Here is a 15,708-nt window from a genome sequence, read left to right as displayed (position 1 = left end):
CCGCCGATATTGTGCGTGTGCTAATAGCAGTTGCAGCATAATCGCGGCACGCATGCTGCAATAAAGGAGGCACGGATATCTGTGGCTGAGTCCGAAAAGAAAGATGATGTCATCATCATCAAGAAATACGCCAACCGGCGCCTCTACAACACGGATTCGTCCAGCTACATCACGCTGGATCATCTTGCCGAAATGACGCGTAACGGCGTCGATTTTCAGGTTATCGATGCGAAAAGCGGTGCGGACATCACGCACCAGATCCTGACGCAGATCATCATGGACGAGGAATCGGGCGGCTCGCAAATGCTGCCCGTCAGTTTCCTGCGCGACCTGATCTCGATGTACGGCAATTCGATGCAGTCGATGATCCCGCACTACCTTGAAATGTCGATGCAACATTTCCGCGACAACCAGCTCAAGATGCGCAAGGCGCTCGAGGACAGCCTCGGCACCAACCCGCTGGCCAAGCTGGCGCAGCAGAACATGGCCATGTTCCAGGCCGCGACGGAGGCTTTCATGGCTGCGCGTCCCGGTACGCCCGGTGCCGGCGATGCCTCTGATGAGGAGCCGGCGAAGAAGACCGACGACATCGACACCCTGCGCAAGCAGATGGAAGAGATGCAGAAGCAGCTGGACAAGCTGGGCAAGTAGCAAGAACTCTTGGCAAACGGGCTTCCCCCGCATAGGGGCGAAAGGTCCGGTTGACGGGGCGGCTTCGGCTGCCCCGCTGCATTTTGCCGGTTTCGGTTCCACACGCGCATTCAGGCAGAACACCCCAGTGTCCAACTCCAAGATCCGCCATGCTCTCGACATCACGCGCGAAGCCGACTTCGCCGGTTGGTATCAGGCCGTCATCGCTCAGGCCGATATGGCCGAGGAATCGGGCGTGCGTGGCTGTATGGTCATCAAGCCGTGGGGCTATGGCATCTGGGAACGGATTCAGCGCGTGCTGGACGATGCGATCAAGGCGACGGGGCACCAGAACTGCTACTTTCCGCTTTTCATTCCCTTGTCCTACTTCGCCAAGGAAGCCGAACACGTCGAAGGCTTTGCCAAGGAAATGGCGGTCGTCACGCACCACCGCTTGAAGTCGGAGGACGGCACGCTCGTCGTCGATCCCGAGGCGAAGCTGGAAGAGCCGCTCGTCGTGCGCCCGACTTCCGAAACCGTGATCGGACAGGCGATGAGCCGCTGGATACAGTCGTGGCGCGACCTGCCGCTGCTGACCAATCAGTGGGCTAACGTCGTGCGCTGGGAAATGCGCACGCGCATGTTCCTGCGCACCAGCGAGTTCCTTTGGCAGGAAGGGCATACCGCCCATGCCACGAAGGAAGAAGCACTGGAGCATACGCTTCAGTCGCTCGAAATCTATCGCAGCTTTGCCGAAGACGTCATGGCCATGCCGGTGATCGCGGGCGAAAAGCCGGAGAACGAACGCTTCCCCGGCGCGGTCGCGACTTATTCGATCGAGGCGATGATGCAGGACGGCAAGGCGCTTCAGGCCGGCACCTCGCACTATCTCGGCACCGGCTTCGCCGAAGCCGCGAACATCCAGTACCAGGACAAGGAAGGCCAGCAGACGCTGTGCCACACGACCAGCTTCGGCATGTCGACCCGCATGATCGGCGGCATGATCATGACGCATGGCGACGATGACGGACTTCGCGTGCCGCCGCGTCTTGCGCCGCACCAGATCGTGATCGTGCCCATGCTGCGCGAAAAGGAAGGCGATGCCGAAGTGCTTGCCTATTGCGAACACGTCCGCAAGGCTCTGGCCGAACACGACGCTTTCCGCGAACCGGTCAGGGTCCTGCTCGACAGCCGCCCCGGCAAGTCGTCGCAGAAGCGCTGGGACTGGGTCCGCAAGGGTGCGCCGATCATCGTCGAAGTAGGCCCGCGCGACATGGAAAACGGCAAAGTCGCCGTTCTTCGCCGCGATCGCCTGTGGCGCGAAGACGGCAAGCCCGACTTCGATTTTGCCGAGCGTGACGATTTCATTTTCAGCGCCGCATCGACGCTCGAATCCATCCAGTCGGCACTTTACGAAGAAGCACTGAAGCGCCGGGACGAGAATATTCGCCACGACATCGAAACGTTCGAAGCGCTGGCGGAACATTTCGGCGAAAGCGCGAAGAAGCCGGGCTGGGTCCAGATTGCATGGTCAAGGCCGACCGGCGATGCGCTGGAAGCCGTGGTCGAAAAGTTGAAGAGCCTGAAGCTGACCATCCGCAACACGCCAATGGATGCGGACAAGCCTGAAAAGCCTTGCTTTTTCACGGGCGAAGAGGCGGTCGAGACGATCTACGTCGGCCGCGCCTACTGATCACGCGCCTCAGGCGGGGAGGGGGCTCCCCTCCGCCTGGGCCGCGTAGAGTTCGAACATGTCCAGCACCTTGCGGCCCAGCGAGGCTTCGAAAGCGTCTTGCGTGCCGCCGTCCATCGCGCTGTCGCGCGCGTCGTCGCCAAGGTTCGACTGAAAGATGCCCGCCGCGCTGACCGGTAGGAAATCCTCCCATACGATCGGCGTGACGCCACCTTCATCCTCTCGGAAATAGGCGAGCCCTTCGCTGCGCAGCATCTCCCAGTCATCGGGGAAATCGGCAAATGCTGCGGCCAGTTCGCGTTCGTAGTCGCCGCCAGCGGCCAGTGCCCGGTTCAGGCATGTGTCGTAAAGGTCGCGGCCCCTGGGGGTCAGGGCTGCGCCGCGCTGTTCGATCTCTCCGAACCGAGCGGTGTGCGCGCCTTCGCTGCCGTCCTGAAACGTGACCGCCTCGGACAGGGCCTTGAAGCTGGTCTGCCGCAAAAGGATCGGACACTTGCGGCGCGGCGGTCCCTCGATCCGGTCCTTCGCATCGATCCCACGCGCAATCATTTCCGCCTGAACCGCATCGATGTCGAGCGTGCGCGGCGTAAGGTGATTGATGTGCGGCCCCTTGAAGCAGACGATGTCGGCGACAAGGCCATGCTGCGCCTTCATTGCGCGGTAATCGGTTGCGGAAACTTGCGCCTGCGAATGCCAGCGGAAGACTTCCAGCCCTTCTGCAAGGAAAGCCGCGGCATCATCGTCGGCCAGCCCGCCGTCGCTTTCCGCCTTGTCGATCAGGTCGAGCAGACGGTCGGAACAGATCTGACGGCTGTCCAACGCCTCACCCGCGCGGTCGCGCAACGCGGCATCCTCGATAAGCTCGAGCCTGAGCAGCGAGCAGAACATGCGAAACGGATTGGCGGCCAAAGCCTCGTTCGTGACCGGGCGGAACGCGGTGGAATGAACCGGCACGCCCGCCTGCGACAGGTCGTAATATCCCACCGGCTCCATACCCATGACCGCGAAGAAACGCCGCATCTGCGACAGTTCGGCGGCCGTCCCTACACGGATCGCGCCATGCCGTTCGGCTGCAAGACGAGCGCCATCCCGGCTTGCCAGGTCAGCGTCCGTCTTCGCATTCACGTCCGCCACGATGTCGAGGAGCGTCGCGTAGAGCGGCACTTCCTCGCGGTACATGGCCGACATCGCCGCGCTGAACCGGGCGCGCAGAAGGTCGCTGGAAACGAAGGCCATCGGCTCAGTCCTTCTTCGTGCCTTGCGCCACTTCTTCGGCAAAGGCCTCAAAGCTGATCGGGCGACCAAGGAAATCCTCGACCAGTTCGGCGGCAGGCCTTGTCCCGCCCGCGCCAAGGACTTTCAGGCGATAGTCCATCGCCGTCTGCGGATCGCGCAGGCCCGCCTGCTTGAAGCGAGTGAACAGGTCGGCCGCGATCACGCGCGACCAGCCATAGGTGTAGTAACCGGCCGAATATCCGTTGAGATGGCCGAAACGTCCCTCGCTGTGCGTGCCTTCGGGGAAGGGCAGCATCGAATATTCGTTGACCCAGGTGCGATAGGCCTTGGACAAGTCCTCAGGCGCGGCGCCCATGTAGAAGTTCAGCGAGGCATTCGAGTATCCGGCCTGACGGCGTTCGTACTGACCGCGACCGAAATACCGTGCAGCATTCATCTTCTCGACCAGCTCGCGGGGGATCGTCTCTCCGGCTTCGTTCTTCGCGAACCGCGCTAGCGTGTCGTAGTCGTAGACCCAGTTTTCCAGCATCTGCGAAGGCGCTTCGACAAAGTCACGTTCCGTCGCGACACCGGCCTGGCCGTACCAGCGCTGACCGCCGCCAAGGATGTTGTGAATGAGGTGGCCGAATTCGTGGAGGAACGTCTCGACGTCGGCATGCTCCATCAGGCCGGTATCGTAACCGCCCTTGGGCAGGTTCATGACAAGCGCCGACATGGCCGGATTGTCTCCCATGCCGTCGCGCATGGTGACGTGGTTGGCATGGCTGTATTTCCCGTCGCGCGGATGGGAATCGAGGTAGAAGTGACCCAGAACAGTCCCGGCCGGCTTTACCTGACCCCGATCGCGGATTTCGAAGGTCTCCACGTCCTCATGCCAGACGTCGGTTTCCCAAGGCACGATGTCGACCTGGAACAGGTCCTCGACCAGCTGGAACACCCCGTCGCGCACGTTGTCGTAGGTAAAGTACTGGCGCACTTCCTGCGGATCGAGGTCGTAGCGATCCTTCAGCACCTGCGTCGCGACGTAGCTTGTGTTGAAGATGTCCAGATCCTCGTCCGGCTTCAATTCCGCCAGCACTTCCTTCTTGAGTGCGATATCGGCCTGTGCTGCGGGCAGGGACGCGGCGGCGACCTGTTCGATCTGTTCGGCGGCCTTGGCCGGAGTGTCGATCATGCGCGGCTCGAGCGCGAGCGCGGCATAGTTCTCCCGGCCGAGCACCTTTGCCAGTTCGTCGCGCGTATTGATAAGGCGGCTGAGGGCTTCCTGGTTTTCGGGATAGGCGCGCGAATAATAGACCCGCATCAACCGTTCGCGCAGGTTCTCGTTTTCCGCATAGGCCAGCACCGGCGTTACGTCCGGCCCTGCGGTGGTCAGCGTGACGAGGCCGTCCGGCCCGACCGGATGGGCATCGATGAAGTCTTGCGGCAAACCGGCCAGTTCGGCGGGCAGTGCCTTGATGGAACCGGTGCTCTCCGCGATGTTGCGGTCGAAATCGGTCCCGGCCTTCGCGATTTCTTCCTGAATCTGCGCGACCTTTGCGCGGCCTTCATCATCCAGCGACACGCCGTTTCGGTCGAACTCCGCCAGGATGTCCGCCATGTAATATCGGGTCTGGGCATCCTCGTCGCTGACGTCGACGAGCTTCAGCCGGTCGTAAAGCGGGCGAGACAGTTTGATCGTGCTATCGAAGTTGTCGATCTTGCTTTCGCAGTTGCCCGCCGCCTCGCGCCGCTCCGCATCGAGCATGACTTCGCGGTAGACCACGAATTCTCCGCCCGCTGCATAGAGCAGGGCAATCATCTCGTCGTAAGGCTTCAGCGTGTTGGCGACATTGGCGGTACCCTTGCCGTTTTCCAGTGCGCCCAACTGCCGCTCAAGCTCGGTCATCACCATGTCGCACCGGGCATCGATTGCCGCGGCATCCTTGGCCGTCGCGATCGGCGCGCCTAGGAAATCTTCCACTGTTCCGGCCTGTGCGGGAAGGGCAGTCAGGGCCGTGGCGGACATCAGCGTTGCGGTGATGAGGGTCTTCATGAGGGCGTTTCTACTCTCTCAGCGTGCTCTGTCGCACGGGGATGGTTTAATATGAAACCAGATACAGCCCCGTGCCTGACTGTGCAATGAAGCGATCGCGCTTGCGCATGGGCGCGGGCATGGCCACATGGGCGGATATGGCGAAAACTCCCAAGCGCACCCCCGGAATGCCCACCAAGAAGCAGGTGATGGACTTCATCAAGTCGTCCGAAACCCCTGCTGGCAAGCGCGAGATCGCGCGTGCTTTTGGACTGAAGGGGCAGGAGAAGATCGCGCTCAAACGATTGCTCAAGGACATGGCCGACGAAGGTTTGATCGACGGCGACCGCCGCGCTTTCCACCGGATGGGCGGCGTGCCCACGGTAACGGTCCTGCGCGTGGTCGATATCGAGGAAGGCGAGGCGATCGCCATTCCCGATAACTGGGAGCCCGACAGTGGGACACCGCCACCGCGTCTGCGCATGGTGGAAACCAAGGCCCGCGGCAAGGCGCGGCAGATGCCCGCGCTGCGCAAGGGCGACCGTGTGCTGGCGCGGACGGAAGAGACGACCAATGGCTGGCTCGCCCATCCGATGAAGAAGCTGCCCGATACGCACGATTCGATGATGGGCGTGGTTGAGATCGACGGCAGCGGGAAGGGCTGGCTTGCCCCGATCGAGAAATCGGTCCGCTCGTCGCTCCCCATCGCGGACCTTGGCGGGGCCGAGAAGGGCCAGCTCGTCCTTGCCGAAGCGGCAGGCCGCTCTCCGCGGGCAGGTGTGAAAGTGACGCAGGTGCTGGGCGACCCACTTGCGCCCAAGTCCTATTCGCTGATCGCGATCAACAAGTACGACATTCCGTTCGAATTCGCCTCGGACTCGCTTGAGGAAGCAGAAGTAGCGGCAAAGCTTCCGCTCAGCGAGGACAAGCGCGAAGACCTCAGGTCGCTGCCCATCGTGGCGATCGACCCGGCCGATGCGCGGGACCACGACGATGCGATCTGGGCCGCGCCGGACGACGATCCGGGTAATGCGGGCGGATGGAAGGCGCTCGTCGCGATTGCCGACGTGTCGTTCTATGTCCGGCCCGGCAGCGCCATCGACCGCGAGGCGCGAAAGCGGGGCAACTCGGTCTACTTCCCCGACCGTGTCGTGCCCATGCTGCCCGAAATCCTTTCCGCCGACGTCTGTTCGCTGGGCGAGGGCGAGGCGCGGGCCGCGATGGCGTGCCATCTCGTCATCGACAAGACCGGACGAATCAAGGACTGGCGCTTTACCCGCGCCATCGTCCAGATCAGCGAAGTCATCGCCTACGAAGACGCGCAGGCGCGGATCGACTCGGGCGATGCTGGCGACAACCTCAAGCACTTGTGGGCTTGCTGGAAGGCGCTCAACTCCGCGCGCGACGACCGCGATCCGCTCGACCTCGACCTGCCCGAACGGCGCGTCGTGCTGGACGAGCAGGGGCGCATCGCCGAAGTCGCGGTTCGCGAGCGGCTCGACGCGCACCGCGTGGTCGAGGATTTCATGATCGCGGCCAACGTCGCGGCGGCAAAGGCGCTTGAGGCCAAGGCCGCGCCGGTCGTCTATCGCATCCACGAACCGCCAAGCCGTGAAAAACTGATCGCGCTCAAGGACTATCTGGCGACGATGGATCGCAAGCTGTCGATGGGACAGGTCATCACGCCCGGCCTGTTCAACCGCCTGCTGAAGGACGTTGCCGACGATACCGAGAAGGCGCTGGTAATGGAGCAGGTTCTGCGCACGCAGACGCAGGCCTATTATGGGCCGAAGAACGCGGGCCACTTCGGTCTCGCGCTTGGATCCTACGCGCACTTCACCTCGCCCATCCGCCGCTATTCGGACCTTCTGGTCCACCGCGCGCTGGTGGAGGCATATGGTCTTGAACAGCCGCGGCCCAAGGATCACTCGATCCCCGCCTCATCCGGCCTGTCAGATCGCGACCGCGCGTCGCTCGACCGCGTGACCGAGGCGATCAGCCGGACCGAACGGCGGGCAATGGAGGCAGAGCGCGACACGATCGACCGCTATGTCGCCGCCTGGCTGTCGGGCCGTGTCGGGGAGGTCTTCGACACCCGCGTCACCGGCGTTCAGAAGTTCGGCCTGTTCGCGACGATTATCGGTTTCGGTGGGGACGGGCTGGTTCCCGTCTCGGTCCTGGGCGACGAACGTTTTTTCTATGACGAGAAGGCGCAGGTTCTTCGCGGCGACCGGACCGGTACCACATACCGTTCGGGCGACCGCATGAAGCTACGTCTGGCCGAGGCGAACCCGCTTACCGGCGCGCTCAAGTTCGAGCCGCCCGAGTTCGAGGGCCGTATCGAACCGCGCGGCGGAAGGCCGCAAAATCGCGGGCCAAAGCGGCAGGACAAGACCGGCTATATCAAGGGCAAGCGCGGCAGGCCGGGCAATATCCGGCATCAGGGCAAGAAACGCTGACGCGTCAGCTCAGCGCGTCGACTTCTTCTTCGGTAAGGCCGCCCGGCACGATCATCAAAGGGCAGGGCAGCTGTCCTGCCCGCGTTCCGGCAAAGTGCGCGACCAGCGGGCCGGGCGCACCCTCTGCGGCCGCGCCCAGAACGAGCGCAGCGATGTTCTCGTGCTCGACAAGATATTCCTGCACCACTTTCGCACCGTCGCCGACCTTTACCGAGATCGTGGGCATACGTCCGCTTTCCTGAAGCAGGCTGCCGGCCGCGGCCATGACCAGCACTTCGGCACGGCTCTTGGCCTCTGATTCGATAGTGGCCTGAACGCCGCCGAAAGCGACGAACTGCTGCTTGGGAACGAGCGCGATGATGTGGACCGTACCGCCGGTTTTTGCTGCGCGGCGAGACGCGAAACGAAGCGCCACCCGCGCTTCGGGCGTTTCGTCCATAATCACAAGGTAGACGCGCATCGTGATGGCGATAACTCCTCGATTTCAGATCGTGCAGCGATGGATGGGCGAAAGGTTCGCCTTTCGCAAGAAAAAGGCGCGTTGCCCGTCTTGACCAACCGGCCCTAGCTGGCCCAGAAAGCTTCGCAACATCCCTCGCCCAAAAACCAATAAGGAAATCGATGGCAATCCAGCTCAAGATGCCGGCTCTCTCCCCGACGATGGAGGAGGGCACCCTCGCCAAATGGCTTGTGAAGAAGGGCGACAAGATAGAGCCGGGCGACATCATCGCCGAGATCGAGACCGACAAGGCCACGATGGAATTCGAATCCATCGATGAAGGTACCGTCGCAGCAATTGCTATCGAAGCCGGTACCGAAGGCGTGAAGGTCGGCACCGTGATCGCCACTTTGGCTGAGGAAGGCGAAGACCCCGACAGCATCGATACCTCTGCGGCTGCTCCGGCACCTGCCGCGGCCCCCAAGGCCACCGAGGAAAAGGCAGAGGCCGCTGCGCCTGCTCCTGCATCTTCCCCGGCGCCCGCCGCCGCGCCGGCGTCCGATGGCGGTCGCGTGATCGCCTCGCCGCTGGCCAAGCGTATCGCGCAGGACAAGGGCATCGACCTTGCAACCGTCAAGGGCACCGGCCCGAACGGACGCATCATCAAGGCCGACGTCGAAAGCGCAAAGCCCGGCGCTGCTGCGACCACACAGGCCGCGGCTCCGGCCCCGGCTGCTGCACCCGCACAGGCGCAGGACTTCGGCATTCCGCACACTTCGGAAAAGCTGTCGAGCATGCGCAAGACCATTGCGCGCCGCCTGACGGAATCGAAGCAGCAGGTCCCGCACATCTACCTGACGGTGGACATCCGCCTCGACGCGCTGCTGAAACTGCGCGGCGAACTGAACGACAGCCTCGCCAGCAGCGGGGTCAAGCTCTCGGTCAACGACCTGTTGATCAAGGCGCTGGCCAAGTCGCTTATGGCGGTGCCGTCGTGCAACGTGCAGTTCGCCGGCGATCAGCTGCTCAGCTTCAGCCGGGCCGACATTTCGGTTGCCGTGTCGATCCCCGCCGGGCTCATCACGCCGATCGTGACGGACGCGGGCGACAAGACCGTTTCCAGGATTTCGACCGAGATGAAGGACCTGGCCACCCGCGCCCGCGAAGGCAAGCTTCAGCCGCACGAATTCCAGGGCGGCACGGCCAGCCTGTCGAACATGGGTATGTACGGGATCAAGCAGTTCGAGGCGGTCATCAACCCGCCGCAGGGCATGATCATGGCCATCGGCGCGGGCGAAAAGCGCCCCTACGTGATCGATGACAGCCTTCAGATCGCGTCGGTCATGTCGGCCACCGGCAGCTTCGACCACCGCGCCATCGACGGTGCGGACGGCGCGCAGCTGATGCAGGTGTTCAAGGACCTCGTCGAAAAGCCGATGGGTCTGCTGGCCTGATGAGTGAGGGGATGGGCGAGCCAACCATCCGAGTGACCGCGATGCCAGCCGATACGAACCCCTATGGCGGGGTGTTCGGCGGCTGGCTGATGAGCCAGATGGCATTGGGAGCAGGCTCGACCGCCTCGCGCCATGCCAATGGCACTGCGGTCGTGATCGGGGCGACGGACTTTCGCTTTCCCGGTGCGATGGACGTGGGGGACGAGCTGTCGATCTACACGACCATCGCAAGGGAGGGGAATACCTCCCTTAATATCGAGGTGCGCGGCATAGCGCGCGAACGTAACACCGAAGTCACGAAGGAAGTGTGCAACGGCACATTCACGTTCGTGGTGATTGACGAAACAGGGCGCCCTCGCGCGGTCAAGAACCGCCCGGCGCTGAAGACTGGGCAGGAGCTTTGAAAGATGTCGGCAAGCTATGACGTGATCGTCCTCGGTTCGGGACCCGGCGGCTATGTCGCGGCCATCCGGGCTTCGCAACTGGGTTTGAAGACCGCAATTGTTGAGCGTGAACTGCTCGGCGGGATCTGCCTCAACTGGGGCTGTATCCCGACCAAGGCGCTGCTGCGTTCGGCCGAAGTGAAGCACTTTGCCGAACATGCGAGCGACTATGGCCTGAAGATCGCCGGAAAGATCGAGGCGGACCTCGATGCCGTCGTGAAGCGCAGCCGCGGCGTCGCCTCGCAGCTGAACAAGGGTGTCACGCACCTGATGAAGAAGAACAAGGTCACGGTGCACATGGGTGAGGGGACGCTCAAGTCGCCCACCAGCATCGAGGTCAAGGGCAAGGACGGCACCGAGACGATTAGCGCCAAGCACGTTATCGTCGCGACCGGCGCACGTGCGCGTGAGCTTCCCTTTGCCAAGGCGGACGGCGAACGCATCTGGACCTATCGCCACGCGATGACGCCGAAGGAAATGCCGACCAAGCTGCTCGTCATGGGTTCGGGCGCGATCGGCATCGAATTTGCCAGCTTCTACAACGACATGGGCGCAGACGTGACCGTGGTCGAGATGCTGGACCGTATCGTCCCGGTCGAGGACAAGGACGTGTCCGCATTCCTTGAAAAGGCGCTGACCAAGCAGGGCATGAACATCATGACCGGCGCGGGCGTCGAGGCAATCGAGGCCGGAGCCAAGGGCGTGAAGGCCAAGATCAAGGGCAAGGACGGCAAAGTCGCCGAGCACGAGTTCAGCCACGTCATCTCTGCTGTCGGCATCGTGCCGAACACAGAGAATATCGGCCTCGAAGCCGTTGGCGCGAAGATGGACCGCGGCTTTATCCAGATCGACGATCTGGGCCGCACGGGCGTCAAGGGCCTGTGGGCCATCGGCGACTGCACGCCGGGACCCTGGCTGGCCCACAAGGCGAGCCATGAAGGTGTCAGCGCTGCCGAAGCCATTGCGCAGGAACTGGGCAACAAGGACGTTCACCCGCACGGCCTGGACCGCAACAACATCCCGGGCTGCACTTATTGCCACCCGCAGATCGCCAGCGTCGGCATGACCGAGGAGAAAGCGAAGGAAGCCGGTTACAAGGTGAAGGCGGGCACGTTCCCCTTCATCGGCAACGGCAAGGCCATCGCGTTGGGTGAGCCGGAAGGCTTTGTGAAAACGGTGTTCGACGCAAAGACCGGTGAACTCCTGGGTGCACACATGATCGGCGCGGAAGTGACGGAGATGATCCAGGGCTTCGTCGTCGGCAAGACGCTGGAGACCACCGAAGCGGAACTGATGCAGACCGTCTTCCCGCACCCGACGATCAGCGAATCCATGCACGAATCCGTGCTCGCCGCATACGGGCGCGCGATCCACATCTGATCCTGAAATTCTGCCTGCCGCACGCCTGGTTCGACCGGGCGCGGCGGGCGGAACTTCACGCTCTTTCCAGAGTATCGTCCTTGTCAGGGACAGATGGAGAGAGCCGATGGAATTCGAAATTCTCGATCACGAAACGCTTCCCAACCATGGAGAGAGCGCCGCGTTTTCGCAGCTTGAGCGTCGACGCACGATTGGTCAGCGCACGCGCGAGGCCAAGCCCAGCCGGAAAATGGGCGTGCAATACGTGGAAGAGCATCCGGTAGCCCCTTCCTGACGGACTTGTCCGGCTTTGCGTGAGCGTCTAGCGCTGCGCGATGGAAAAGCAGACGACCGCTAGCGAAGATGGGAAAACCGTACCTGAGACGGCTTTTCCCGAGGCCATACCCCACAGCATTGCCGAAGACGTATATGGATTGGTGACGGGATCGACCCTGTTTGCCATCGGTCTCACGCTGATGAAGGCCAGCGGTATCGTCACGGCCGGCATGGGCGGTCTGGCGCTGCTCGCATCCTATCTCAGCCCGCTTACCGTCGACCAAGCCTTCTGGCTCTTTAACATGCCGTTCTTCGTCCTGGCGTGGAATGCGCTGGGACGCAACTATTTCATCAAATCAGTGGTCGCGGTCGGGCTTGTTTCGATCATCACGGCCATCACCCGCTTTTCGATGGAGATCGGCTCGATCCACCCGGCATTCGGTGCACTTGCCGGGGGCACTGCGGCGGGCGCGGGAATTCTCGCGATCCTTCGCCACAAGGCAGGGGTGGGCGGCGTGACGATCCTGTCGATCTGGATGGAAAAGAAGTTCGGGTGGAGCGTGGGCTGGATAAGCTTCGTGCTCGATGCGGCCATCATCCTGACCGCAATCCTGATGATCCCCTCGGACCTCGCGCTCTATTCAGTACTCAGCGTCGCGGCGGTCAGCGGCATTCTCATCGCCTATCACAAGCCGGGACGGTACACCGGCTACTGACCGCACGCATCAAGTATGATCAGCGGACGGGATCGACCCGCGTCGTGACTGCCCCGTCTTCGGTGCGGACGGGACCGCGCGTGTCGTGGATGTCATCGGCGCGACTGACACTGCCCTCGCCAACGTCGGCTACCAGCTTGTCGAACAGCGCCTCGTAATGGATCATCGCCTGGCGCAAGTCCTCGGTCGAAGCCTCGCCGCGCGACTGACGCTCGGCGATTTCGTGGCCAGCAAGGTAGTGGCGCGCCTCATCGGCATGATTGACGGTCAGGTCTTCGTGGCGGCGGTCGAAATCGGCCATCGGGAAGCCCTTGGTCTTCATCGTACGCGCCAGAAGGCGGTCGGCGTGAAGCACCGCTTCGGGCGGGCTTTCCACGAATACGGCCTTCACATCGTGCCATTCGGCGGCGAACTTGTCGCGTTCTTCAACGGTCAGTGGGCGGATATCGAGCGCCGCGACGCGTTTTTCGCGTTCTTCCAACGCCGCTTCGGCCTTGCCGGTATGGCCGACATCGTCGAGCGTGCGGTCGTATTCGTCGCCGAACTTGTCGCGAAGGTGGGCGGTACGCTTGCGCGCGGCGAGGTACCACACGATCAGGCCCGCGATCACAAAGACCGCCAGCAGGACCCAGACTATCGGATTAATGGATTCCACGGCAATTCTCCTCAGCAGAGCCCCCACCGCCTGTTGCGAGATTGAACGGCTGGTCGATCAACTCGTTCCGAAACTGTGCTGTGCCGGGACAGGCGAGCGGCGTTTATGGTTACCGAAATTGAAACCATGTTCGTGGCGAGGCATCAGGGCTGCGTAATTCAGCAATCATGCAATTCCGGGGGGAATATCATGCAGTGTCGCCAGGAAACGCGCCGAAACCTCAACGCACCGTGCCGGATCCGTACCGGCCCGGGCCTTGCTCGTAGTGCCACGATCAGGGATCTGTCCTCGGACGGATGCTCGCTTGAAGCTACGCGTATTCCGCTTCGCCGCGCCGATATCGTCACTTTGAATATCGGCGAAGCCAGGCCGATCGAGGCAGAGGTACGCTGGATGCGCTCAGGAGAAGGGATTGGTCTCCGCTTTCTCCGTGCGCTCCAGCCTCATGTGCTGGACGACCTCACCCGCAAGGCCCGTAACGCTGCAATTCTGGGCATGGCCAAGCGCGAGCCGATCCGGCTGGAAAGCCCGGAACTGCGCCCGGTCTGCTGAGCGGGTGGTAGCAGGGCGGCATCGTGGGGATTGCCGCCCGTTGCTTTTCTAAAGGCCGAAAGGCTTCAAAGGGCGTCGACACATCGGTGTTGGCGCCCTTTCTCGTTGGGTCGCAGCACATATCCGGTTCCGCCGAAGCCGGTTGTCGCCATTCTAGCCGATCATCGCCGGCATCACCGCTTTAGAAAACGGCGAACGACTTCAACCACGAACGCCACCGCGCCTGCGAAAAGCAAGGCCATTCCGACCTTGCCGAAGATGTCGTCGTAAAACCCTTCGGGCCGTACGAATTTCGCAGACATCGCGGGTGAATTGACGGCAAAGAGCATGAACACGGCCAGCCCGATCAACATGGCCAGCATCATGGGACCGAGCGGTCCTTTAAGATTCCCCTTGGCCATAGCACGCGCCCCCGTTCAAACCTGCTTTCAGGGTGCAGATTACCACGGCCTTCCGCATTCCCCCAACATGAGGTCCGAGTGATCCTCTGCAGGAATTAGCGGATTTCGCGGAAATTGGCGGACAGGGTGGGATTCGAACCCACGGTACGGTTGCCCGCACGGCGGTTTTCAAGACCGCTGCCTTAAACCACTCGGCCACCTGTCCGCGACGCACAGCCCGCTAGCGACAAAGATTCGTTTTGTCACGTCTATGTATGCATGCATCGCATCTCGGGATTTATAATCGCGCGTGACTGTGTCACTCTTCATCCATGAAATTTCCAAGACGATTCATTCCGATCCTTCAATCGCTTGCACTGCTTACAGGGGGTGTCGGCATCGCCGCCCCGGCATCGGCGCAAGTATTCACACAGTCCGGCTTCGAAAATTACCTCGAACAGGTGCGGTCCAGGGCCAGGGCGGAGGGCGTTTCCGAACGTGCCATCGCCTCAGGGCTTTCGGGGCTGACACTCAACCAGCGGGTGATCGAACTCGACCGGCCTCAGGCTTACGATCCCAATTCGGTGCCGCCGCCGTTCGAACCCTACCGGCTCAGGCACGTCGATGCGGCCCGCATCGCGGGTGGAAAGCGGACTTATGCGGCGAACAGGTCGATCATTCCGGCGGTCGAACGCGAATACGGCGTGCCGGGTGAAATCCTCGTCGCGATCTGGGGGCACGAAACGAACTACGGTTCTTTCATGGGTGGGTTCGACACCATCCGTTCTCTTGCAACGCTGGCCTACGAAGGCCGCAGGCGCGAGCTGTTCGAAGACGAACTGATCGCCTCGTTGAAGATGATCGACCGCGGCGTGGCGCGCTCACAGCTTGTCGGAAGCTGGGCCGGGGCGATCGGCAATCCGCAATTCCTGCCGTCCGTCTGGCTGCGCGTGGCGCAGGACGGGGATGGCAACGGAACACGCGATATCTGGAACAGCCGGGCCGACACGCTCGCCTCCATCGCCGCCTATTTCCGTGCAGCCGGCTGGCGATCGGGAGAACCCTGGGGCGTCCCAGCATATGTTCCGTCCGGTTTCAACCGCGACAGCGTCAAGACACAGCTGACCTCGCCGCGCTGCCCGCGGGTCTTTGCCCGGCATAGCCAGTGGCGTTCGGTGGCGGAATGGAAGGCCATGGGCATCCGGCCTCAGAAGCCGATTGCGGACGATACGATGGCCATCCTGTTCGAGCCCGACGGGGAAGGGCGCACCGCCTATCTTCTCACCGGCAATTACCGGGTGATACTCGACTACAACTGTTCCAACTATTACGCGCTTTCGGTAGGCCTTCTGGCAGACGAAATCCGGCGCTGAACACCCACGCGGGTGCGCGCCGTTAGCGG

At 62.3% G+C, this 15,708-nt stretch carries 15 protein-coding genes and 1 tRNA gene; 10 read left to right on the top strand and 6 right to left on the bottom strand.

Translation table 11 applies throughout. From position 1 onward, the window contains the following. Positions 1-81: 81 nt before the first annotated feature. Positions 82-651 (top strand): polyhydroxyalkanoate synthesis repressor PhaR, encoded by a 570-nt coding sequence (phaR, locus tag FAX90_RS01605; protein WP_144094919.1) that lies wholly within the window; start codon positions 82-84, stop codon positions 649-651. A 127-nt stretch (positions 652-778) separates the two neighbouring features. Further along, positions 779-2,323 (top strand): proline--tRNA ligase, encoded by a 1,545-nt coding sequence (gene proS, locus FAX90_RS01600; protein ID WP_240704665.1) that lies wholly within the window; start codon positions 779-781, stop codon positions 2,321-2,323. A 9-nt stretch (positions 2,324-2,332) separates the two neighbouring features. Here the strand turns inward: proS and FAX90_RS01595 are convergent, their stop codons facing one another. Together FAX90_RS01595 and FAX90_RS01590 are read right to left on the bottom strand one after the other, a co-directional pair. Further along, the gene (locus FAX90_RS01595) at positions 2,333-3,559 is read right to left on the bottom strand and encodes a VOC family protein (RefSeq protein WP_144094915.1); all 1,227 of its coding nucleotides are present in this window, start codon (positions 3,557-3,559) and stop codon (positions 2,333-2,335) included. Between the two features lie 4 nt (positions 3,560-3,563). Further along, a complete protein-coding gene (locus FAX90_RS01590) occupies positions 3,564-5,594 on the bottom strand; it encodes a M3 family metallopeptidase (protein ID WP_144094913.1) in 2,031 nt (676 codons plus the stop codon). Between the two features lie 167 nt (positions 5,595-5,761). Between FAX90_RS01590 and FAX90_RS01585 the strand changes: the two genes are divergently transcribed. Continuing rightward, positions 5,762-8,032, top strand: a complete 2,271-nt coding sequence (locus tag FAX90_RS01585; protein ID WP_144096786.1) for a ribonuclease R family protein — start codon at positions 5,762-5,764, stop codon at positions 8,030-8,032. Positions 8,033-8,036: 4 nt separating this feature from the next. On the opposite strand, the gene FAX90_RS01580 is transcribed toward FAX90_RS01585, so the two are convergent. Continuing rightward, positions 8,037-8,492, bottom strand: coding sequence for a universal stress protein (locus tag FAX90_RS01580; RefSeq protein ID WP_144094911.1), 456 nt, complete (start codon positions 8,490-8,492; stop codon positions 8,037-8,039). A gap of 161 nt (positions 8,493-8,653) precedes the next feature. Between FAX90_RS01580 and FAX90_RS01575 the strand changes: the two genes are divergently transcribed. From FAX90_RS01575 to FAX90_RS01560, 5 genes are all read left to right on the top strand, one after another. Beyond that, a complete protein-coding gene (locus tag FAX90_RS01575; RefSeq protein WP_144094910.1) occupies positions 8,654-9,925 on the top strand; it encodes a pyruvate dehydrogenase complex dihydrolipoamide acetyltransferase in 1,272 nt (423 codons plus the stop codon). An 11-nt stretch (positions 9,926-9,936) separates the two neighbouring features. Further along, positions 9,937-10,329, top strand: a complete 393-nt coding sequence (locus FAX90_RS01570) for an acyl-CoA thioesterase (RefSeq protein ID WP_144094908.1) — start codon at positions 9,937-9,939, stop codon at positions 10,327-10,329. A gap of 3 nt (positions 10,330-10,332) precedes the next feature. After that, positions 10,333-11,748, top strand: coding sequence for a dihydrolipoyl dehydrogenase (gene lpdA / locus FAX90_RS01565; RefSeq protein WP_144094906.1), 1,416 nt, complete (start codon positions 10,333-10,335; stop codon positions 11,746-11,748). A gap of 106 nt (positions 11,749-11,854) precedes the next feature. Next, entirely contained in the window at positions 11,855-12,022 is a 168-nt protein-coding gene (locus tag FAX90_RS16485; protein WP_170234820.1) for a hypothetical protein, read from the top strand. Between the two features lie 142 nt (positions 12,023-12,164). After that, a complete protein-coding gene (locus tag FAX90_RS01560) occupies positions 12,165-12,719 on the top strand; it encodes a YitT family protein (protein WP_170234819.1) in 555 nt (184 codons plus the stop codon). Between the two features lie 19 nt (positions 12,720-12,738). On the opposite strand, the gene FAX90_RS01555 is transcribed toward FAX90_RS01560, so the two are convergent. Beyond that, a complete protein-coding gene (locus tag FAX90_RS01555) occupies positions 12,739-13,374 on the bottom strand; it encodes a hypothetical protein (protein WP_144094902.1) in 636 nt (211 codons plus the stop codon). 189 nt (positions 13,375-13,563) lie between these two features. On the opposite strand from FAX90_RS01555, the gene FAX90_RS01550 reads away from it, so the two are divergent. Then, entirely contained in the window at positions 13,564-13,926 is a 363-nt protein-coding gene (locus FAX90_RS01550; RefSeq protein ID WP_170234818.1) for a PilZ domain-containing protein, read from the top strand. A 173-nt stretch (positions 13,927-14,099) separates the two neighbouring features. Here the strand turns inward: FAX90_RS01550 and FAX90_RS01545 are convergent, their stop codons facing one another. Together FAX90_RS01545 and FAX90_RS01540 are read right to left on the bottom strand one after the other, a co-directional pair. Further along, positions 14,100-14,291: a hypothetical protein gene (locus FAX90_RS01545; protein WP_205700605.1), complete on the bottom strand. Its 192-nt coding sequence runs from the start codon at positions 14,289-14,291 to the stop codon at positions 14,100-14,102. Between the two features lie 151 nt (positions 14,292-14,442). Continuing rightward, a tRNA-Ser gene (locus FAX90_RS01540) sits at positions 14,443-14,532 on the bottom strand. 106 nt (positions 14,533-14,638) lie between these two features. Here FAX90_RS01540 and FAX90_RS01535 point away from each other — a divergent pair. Further along, positions 14,639-15,679: a lytic murein transglycosylase gene (locus FAX90_RS01535; protein ID WP_144094896.1), complete on the top strand. Its 1,041-nt coding sequence runs from the start codon at positions 14,639-14,641 to the stop codon at positions 15,677-15,679. The last annotated feature ends 29 nt before the right edge of the window (positions 15,680-15,708 follow it).

Source organism: Croceicoccus sediminis, assembly GCF_007570835.1.
Lineage (GTDB): Bacteria > Pseudomonadota > Alphaproteobacteria > Sphingomonadales > Sphingomonadaceae > Croceicoccus > Croceicoccus sediminis.
The sequence above is the reverse complement of the archived record's forward strand: the minus strand, read 5'-3'. Positions and strand labels throughout refer to the sequence as shown.